The following is a 6,365-nucleotide window of genomic DNA, read 5'->3' on the forward strand; positions in this document are numbered from 1 at the left end:
GGTCGCCGTCGACGGAGAAGACCGACTCGGTCACCACGACGGCCGGGCGGCCGGGAGCGGCGGCGAGCGCGGCGGCCACCGCGTCGACGTCGGCGTGCGGGGTCACCACCGTCTCGGCGCCGGGAGATCCGGCAGCCGTCGATCAGCGAGGCGTGGTTGTGGGCGTCGGAGACGAGCAGGGTACGGGGCTGCACCAGGGCCCGGACCGCGCCGAGGTTCGCCAGGTACCCGGACGAGAAGACCAGGGCCCGGTCGGCGCCGAGCCACTCGGCCGAGGGTGTCCTCCAGCGCGTGGTGGGCGTCGGTGGAGCCGCGCACCAGCCGCGACCCGGTGGCGCCCAGCCCGTACGCGGACAGCGCCCGAGCGGCGGCGGCGGTGACCTCGGGGTGGGTGGCCAGGCCGAGGTAGTCGTTGCCGGCGAGGTCGACCACGGCGTCGTCGGGCGGCGCGCGGGCGCAGCGTGCGGGTGAGCCCCGCCTTGGCCCGCAGCTCGGCGCGGCGCTCCAGGGCCGCCAGCCAGTCCGCCACCGTCACCGTCTCCCTCCGCCGCGCAGCTCGCCTCCCCCGGCATCCGGCGCGGAGGAGGTCGTCGGCGAGCAACGCGCCGCCGGGCGAAATTACCACCCGCCCGGCCGGCACCGGCGTGGCGCGGGGTCGCCGCACCGGGGTGCCGGTCACGCTCGGCGAGCGAACGACCTCGGCCGTTTCTCCGCCTCGGGGCGGCCTTGTAGGGTACGAGCCATGCCAGAGATCCTCGACCAGGCCCGTACTCAGGTGCTGGAGAACGGCGTCGGCCTCGACGAGGCCGGAGTCCTCGCCGTGCTGAACCTGCCCGACGAGCACCTGCCCGCCGCCCTCCAGCTCGCCCACGACGTGCGGATGCGCTGGTGCGGCCCGGAGGTCGAGGTCGAGGGCATCGTGTCGCTGAAGACCGGCGGCTGCCCGGAGGACTGCCACTTCTGCTCGCAGTCCGGCCTGTTCACCTCCCCGGTCCGGTCGGTCTGGCTGGACATCCCCTCGCTGGTCGAGGCGGCGAAGCAGACCGCGGCGACCGGGGCGACGGAGTTCTGCATCGTGGCCGCCGTACGCGGCCCGGACGCCCGGCTGATGAAGCAGATGCGCGAGGGTGTCGCCGCCATCAAGGCGGAGGTCGACATCCAGGTCGCCGCGTCGCTCGGCATGCTCAGCCAGGAGCAGGTCGACGAGCTGGTCGACATGGGCGTGCACCGCTACAACCACAACCTGGAGACCTGCCGCTCCTACTTCCCGAACGTGGTCACCACGCACTCCTGGGAGGAGCGCTGGGAGACGCTGCGGATGGTCCGCGACTCCGGCATGGAGGTCTGCTGCGGCGGCATCCTCGGCCTGGGCGAGACGGTGGAGCAGCGGGCCGAGTTCGCCGCGCAGCTCGCCGAGCTGGACCCGCACGAGGTACCGCTGAACTTCCTCAACCCCCGCCCCGGCACCCCGCTGGGTGACCGGCCGGTGGTGGAGGGCAAGGACGCGCTGCGGGCCATCGCCGCGTTCCGGCTGGCCATGCCACGCACCATCCTCCGGTACGCGGGCGGCCGCGAGATCACCCTCGGTGACCTGGGCACCCGGGACGGCCTGCTGGGCGGCATCAACGCGGTGATCGTCGGCAACTACCTGACCACCCTGGGCCGGCCGGCGACCGCCGACCTGCAGCTGCTCGACGACCTGAAGATGCCCGTCAAGGCGCTCTCCGCCACGCTGTGAGGCCGACCGTGACCGACGTTGTGGAGCCGGCGGTGACCTGGTGCGACCGCTGCGGCGAGGACGCCACGGCCGGTCCGCACGCGGCGTGCGCGGCGGCCCGGGCGCTGGAGCCGCCGCGCTACTGCGCGCGCTGCCGCCGACGGATGAAGGTGCAGGTGCTGCCGGTCGGCTGGGCGGACTGCGTCGAGCACGGCGAGATCCGGGGCTGAGGCGATGCTGCGGGGGCGGAGCGTGATCCTGCGACCGGTGACGGACGCGGACGTGCCCGCCCTCGCGGCGATCCGGGCCACCGCCGAGGTGCGCCGGTGGTGGCGCGGCGGCGACGACCTGGCCGCGGCGGTCCGCGCCGAGCTGGCCGACGAGGACCTGATCGCGTACGTCGTCGAGCACGACGGACGGGTGGTCGGCCTGGTCCAGTACTACGCCGAGCCGGACCCGGACTACCGGCACGCCGCGCTGGACATCTACCTGGACCCGGCGGTGCACGGCTCGGGGCTGGGCGGGGACGCCATCCGCACCCTGGCCCGGCACCTGGTGGCCGCGCACGGCCACCACCGGCTCACCATCGACCCGGCGGCGGCGAACACCGCCGCGATCCGGGCCTACGCGAAGGTCGGCTTCCGGCCGGTCGGCATCATGCGCCGCTACGAGCGCGGCGAGGACGGCACCTGGCACGACGCGCTGCTGATGGAGCTGCTCGCCGACGAACTGGCCGACTGAGCCACCTTCCGGTCGTCCGGGGCGAGACCCGGCATGTCCCGATCCGAGGGTCGGCCGTCCGCAACGCCGGCCATCACCCACCCACCCCAGCAGGTTCCACCTGATCAGCGGGCCGACGAGCCCGCCGACCAAGGAGGAACCATGTCCCGATCCCCGCGCTGGCGAGAAGCGCTCACCGCGCTCGGTCTGGCCGCCGGGCCGGTCGTCGCGCTCGGCTTCACCCGCTTCGCGTACGCGCTGCTGCTGCCGGCGATGCGCGACGACCTGCACTGGACGTACGCCCAGGCGGGCGGCCTGAACACGGCGAACGCCGCGGGTTACGTCATCGGCGCCGGCACGGCGGTGTTCTGGGCCCGCCGGTTCGGTGACCGCGCCGCCTTCGTCGGCACCCTGGCGGTGGGCGCGCTGGCCCTGCTGCTCACCGCGACCACCGCCGACTATTCGGTGTTGAACCTGCTGCGCTTCGTGGGCGGTCTGGCCACCGCGGTCGCCTTCGTCCTCGGCTCGGCGCTGGCCGCCCGGGTCGCCACCGGCGACGGGCAGCGCCGGGGCGCGCTGCTGGTCGGGATCTACATGGCCGGGGTGGGCATCGGCGTGGCGCTCTCCGGCCTGCTGGTGCCGGCGGCGCTGACCATGGCCGGGGACGCCGGCTGGCGGTCCGGCTGGCTGCTGCTGGGCATCGTCGCGGTGCTGGCGGTCGGCCCAGCGGTGTTCGCGGTGCGGCGCGTAGCGCCGGTGACCGGGGTCACCCGGGCCGGGCTGCCCCGCGCGGACCTGGCCCGGCTCGCCCCGACGTTCGGCTGGTACGTGCTCTTCGGCGCCGGCTATGTGAGCTACCTGACCTTCGTGATCGCGCTGCTGCGCGACCGGGGCCTCGGCACCCCTGGCGTCGCCGCGTTCTTCGTGGTGCTGGGTCTCGCCTCGGCCGTCGCCACCCTCACCGTGTGGGGGGCGGGTGGTCGGCCGGCTGGCGGGCGGCCGGGCACCGGCGCTGGTCTCCCTGCTGGTGCTGCTCGGCGTGCTGCCGGTGCTGCTGCTGCCGGCCGGGCTGCCCGCGGCGATGGTGTCGGCCGTGGTCTTCGGCAGCTCCTTCATGGCCGGTCCGACGGCGGCCACGGTGCTCGCCCGCCGGGCCCTGCCCGCGAGCGGCTGGACCGCCGGCATCGCCCTGCTGACGGTGGCCTTCTCGGTGGGCCAGGCGGTCGGCCCGCTGCTGTCGGGCCTGCTCGCCGACTCCGGCGGGGTGGAGGTCGGGCTCTGGCTGTCGGTGGGGCTGCTCGCCGCGGCCGGGCTGGTCGCGTTGCGTCAGCGCGACCCCGCCCCGGCTGCCGCGCCGGCATCGGCGAGCCGGCGCTGGCCGCCGGCCGCTGATCGGAAGGCCGAGCCGTCCCCGGGGCGTCGGCATCGGGGACGGGCCGGTCAAGCAGGGGCCGCCCCCGGCGCGTCGGCGTCGGGGGCGGCTCGGCCGGCATCCTCCGGCGGTGACCGGCCCTCGTCGATGCCGGTGGTGCGGAAGCGGGACCGGTAGGCGCCGGGGGTGATGCCCAGCTCCCGCAGGAACGTCCGGCGCATCGTCTCCGGCGAGCCGAAGCCGACCCGGCGGGCCACCACGTCGAGGGTCTCGTCGCCGCGCTCCAGCAGCCCCTGGGCCGCCTCCACCCGGACCCGGTCGAGGTACCCGGCCGGCGTGGTGCGCAACTCGGTGCGGAACAACCGGCCCAGGTGACGCGGGCTGACCCCGGCCAGGGCCGCCAGCCCCGACAGGTCGTACGGCTGCGCCGGGTCGGCGGCGATGGTGTCCAGCACCCGCCGCAGCAGATCGTTCCGGGTGCTCGGGGTGGCGGCCCGGACGCTGAACTGGGACTGCCCGCCGGGGCGCTGCATGAAGACGACGAGCTGCCGAGCCACCGTGCGTGCCGTCTCCGGGCCGAGGTCCGCCTCGACCAGGGCGAGGGTCAGGTCGATGCCGGCGGTGATGCCGGCCGAGGTGATCACCCGCCCGTCGGCGATGAAGATCGGGTCGGCGTCGACGGTGACCGCCGGGAAGTGCGCGGCGAGCTGGTCGGCCAGGTCCCAGTGGGTGGTCACCCGGCGCCCGTCGAGGAGCCCGGCGGCGGCCAGGGTGAACGCCCCCGCGCAGACCGACGCGGTGCGCGACGAGCCGGCCGCCAACCGGCGGACCTGGTCGAGCAGCGGACGGTCGGCGGCCGTGGCCTGCCAGTCCGGTGCGCCGGGCACCACCAGCGTGCCGATCGGCCCGGTCACCTCCGGCAGCGCCACGTCGGCGCCGAGCCGGAGTCCGGCGCTGCTCACCACGTCCCGGCCGTCGGGGGAGGCGATCACCGGCCGGTACGTTCCGCCGTGCTCGTTGGCGACGGTGAAGACCTCCAGCGGCCCGGTGACGTCGAGCAGCCGTACCCCGTCGTAGACGACGAAGAGCACGGTGTCACTGCGTTCCGCGGCCCGCACGCCGTCGAGCCTAGCCAGCCCCTCCCGCCCGCCGGAGCGGTTCACCCGGAGCCGCCGCCGGCTCTGAATCCTGGACAGGTGGCGTTCGGATGCAACGGTGCGGGTCCAGGATCTGGTGGCTGGTGGAGCTGCTCGCCGACGAACTGGCCGACTGCGTCAGCCGGGCTGGGTCAGCCGTCCCAGCGCAGGTGGCCGTCGGAGAGACGGCGGGCACCGGCGGCGGGGCGGTGCGGGGTGAGCCGGCCGTCGGGCATGAGGTGCGCGACCGGCGTTCCGTGGCCGAGTACCGCCACATCGGCGATCAGCCGCCGGTGGCAACGCCACCAGACGCTCTCGCTGCACATCACCGCGGTCGTCCGGCCGGCGGCGTCGGAGAGCACCTCGTCCAGCGCCGCGTCGAACTCTGGCGTCCGGGTGTACGCGGCGTACGCGCGGAACGCCGCAACGGTCCACCAGGTGTCCGGCTCCGGTTCCCCGGCGTGGACGTGTCGGCGGCCGCCGAGCCGGGGTTCCCAGCGGTAGTCGATCCCGCGCTCCGGGAGCCAGCGTTCCAGCTCCTCGCGCCACACGTCCGGGTTGGTCCGGCTTGCCGGATACCGCCGCACGTCCACCACGAGCGCGATCCCCGCGCCGCCCAGGAGCTCCGCCAACCGCTCCCGGTCGGCCGCCCCGTGCCCGACGGTCAGCCAACATCCACCCAGGGTGCCCCAGATCGTGGACACGTACCGGTCGGTGCGACGGTACGTGTCCACGATCGCGGGAGCAGATCGCTAGGAGACGGTGCAGGGTGCGCCGTTGAGGGTGAAGGTGGTGGGCCTGGGGTTGCTGCCGGTGTGGGTGCCGTTGAAGCCGAAGCTGGTCGACGCCCCCGGCGCGAGCGTGCCGTTGTAGGAGAGGTTGGTCGCGGTCACCGCGGTGCCGGTCTGGCGGTACGTCGCCGACCAGCCCTGGCCGACCTGCTGCCCGGTGGACGGGAAGCTGAACCCGAGCGTCCAGCCGGTCAGGGTGCTCGTACCGGTGTTGGTGATGGTGATGTTCGCGGTGAAGCCGGTGCTCCAGTCGCTGGTGACGTACCCGACCGTGCAGGCCCCGGCGGCGGGCGGGTCCGCGGTGGTCACGGTGACCGGCGCGGACGCCGCGGAGACGTTGCCGGCCGCGTCCACCGCGACCACGTAGAAGGTGTACGCGGTCGAGGCGGTCAGCCCGGTGAGGGTGAGCGTGGCGCCGGTGGGCGAGCCGACCAGCGCGTCCGTCGCGCCGGCCTCCCGGTACACCCGATATCCGGTGACCCCGACGTTGTCGCTGGCCGGCCCCCAGGCGAGGGTCAGCCCGGTGGCGGTGACCGCGGCGGCGGTCGGGGTGCCGGGTGCGGTCGGCGCGGTGATGTCCGGCGCGGGCGCGGCCGGGGTGGTCACCGAGACCGTCGGGGAGGCGGTCG

7 protein-coding genes and 2 pseudogenes are annotated in these 6,365 nt (G+C 75.1%); 5 read left to right on the top strand and 4 right to left on the bottom strand.

Going from position 1 to position 6,365, the window contains the following annotated elements:
- Nucleotides 1-529, bottom strand: a pseudogene (locus JNW89_RS23935) (aminotransferase class I/II-fold pyridoxal phosphate-dependent enzyme); the annotation flags it as partial.
- A gap of 213 nt (nt 530-742) precedes the next feature.
- Between JNW89_RS23935 and bioB the strand changes: the two are divergent.
- From bioB to JNW89_RS38990, 5 genes and pseudogenes are all read left to right on the top strand, one after another.
- Nucleotides 743-1,738 carry a biotin synthase BioB gene (bioB, locus tag JNW89_RS23940; protein WP_238450585.1) on the top strand — a complete coding sequence of 332 codons (996 nt, stop codon included), beginning with the start codon at nt 743-745 and terminating at the stop codon, nt 1,736-1,738.
- Nucleotides 1,735-1,947 (top strand): hypothetical protein, encoded by a 213-nt coding sequence (locus JNW89_RS23945; RefSeq protein WP_238450586.1) that lies wholly within the window; start codon nt 1,735-1,737, stop codon nt 1,945-1,947. The genes bioB and JNW89_RS23945 overlap by 4 nt, the downstream gene beginning before the upstream one ends.
- A gap of 4 nt (nt 1,948-1,951) precedes the next feature.
- Entirely contained in the window at nt 1,952-2,458 is a 507-nt protein-coding gene (locus JNW89_RS23950; RefSeq protein ID WP_238450587.1) for a GNAT family N-acetyltransferase, read from the top strand.
- Between the two features lie 141 nt (nt 2,459-2,599).
- A pseudogene (locus tag JNW89_RS23955) lies at nt 2,600-3,421 on the top strand (YbfB/YjiJ family MFS transporter); the annotation flags it as partial.
- Nucleotides 3,414-3,986: an MFS transporter gene (locus JNW89_RS38990; protein ID WP_375155132.1), complete on the top strand. Its 573-nt coding sequence runs from the start codon at nt 3,414-3,416 to the stop codon at nt 3,984-3,986. The pseudogene JNW89_RS23955 and the gene JNW89_RS38990, both read left to right, overlap by 8 nt.
- On the opposite strand, the gene JNW89_RS23960 is transcribed toward JNW89_RS38990, so the two are convergent.
- The 3 genes from JNW89_RS23960 to JNW89_RS23970 form a co-directional block, all read right to left on the bottom strand.
- Entirely contained in the window at nt 3,878-4,927 is a 1,050-nt protein-coding gene (locus JNW89_RS23960; protein WP_238450589.1) for a GlxA family transcriptional regulator, read from the bottom strand. The genes JNW89_RS38990 and JNW89_RS23960 overlap by 109 nt on opposite strands.
- A gap of 170 nt (nt 4,928-5,097) precedes the next feature.
- Complete coding sequence (locus JNW89_RS23965) at nt 5,098-5,679, bottom strand: DUF488 family protein (protein ID WP_238450590.1); 582 nt, start codon at nt 5,677-5,679, stop codon at nt 5,098-5,100.
- 18 nt (nt 5,680-5,697) lie between these two features.
- Nucleotides 5,698-6,365, bottom strand: a 668-nt coding sequence (locus JNW89_RS23970) for a cellulose binding domain-containing protein (protein WP_238450591.1), incomplete at its 5' end; no start/stop codon positions are given.

It is taken from the genome of Micromonospora sp. 4G55 (assembly GCF_016803375.1).

What these genes read in the sequence shown, in the direction of transcription:
- bioB (WP_238450585.1), top strand. Translation starts at nt 743, where the DNA reads ATGCCAGAGATCCTCGACCAGGCCCGTACTCAGGTGCTGGAGAACGGC.
- JNW89_RS23950 (WP_238450587.1), top strand. Translation starts at nt 1,952, where the DNA reads ATGCTGCGGGGGCGGAGCGTGATCCTGCGACCGGTGACGGACGCGGAC.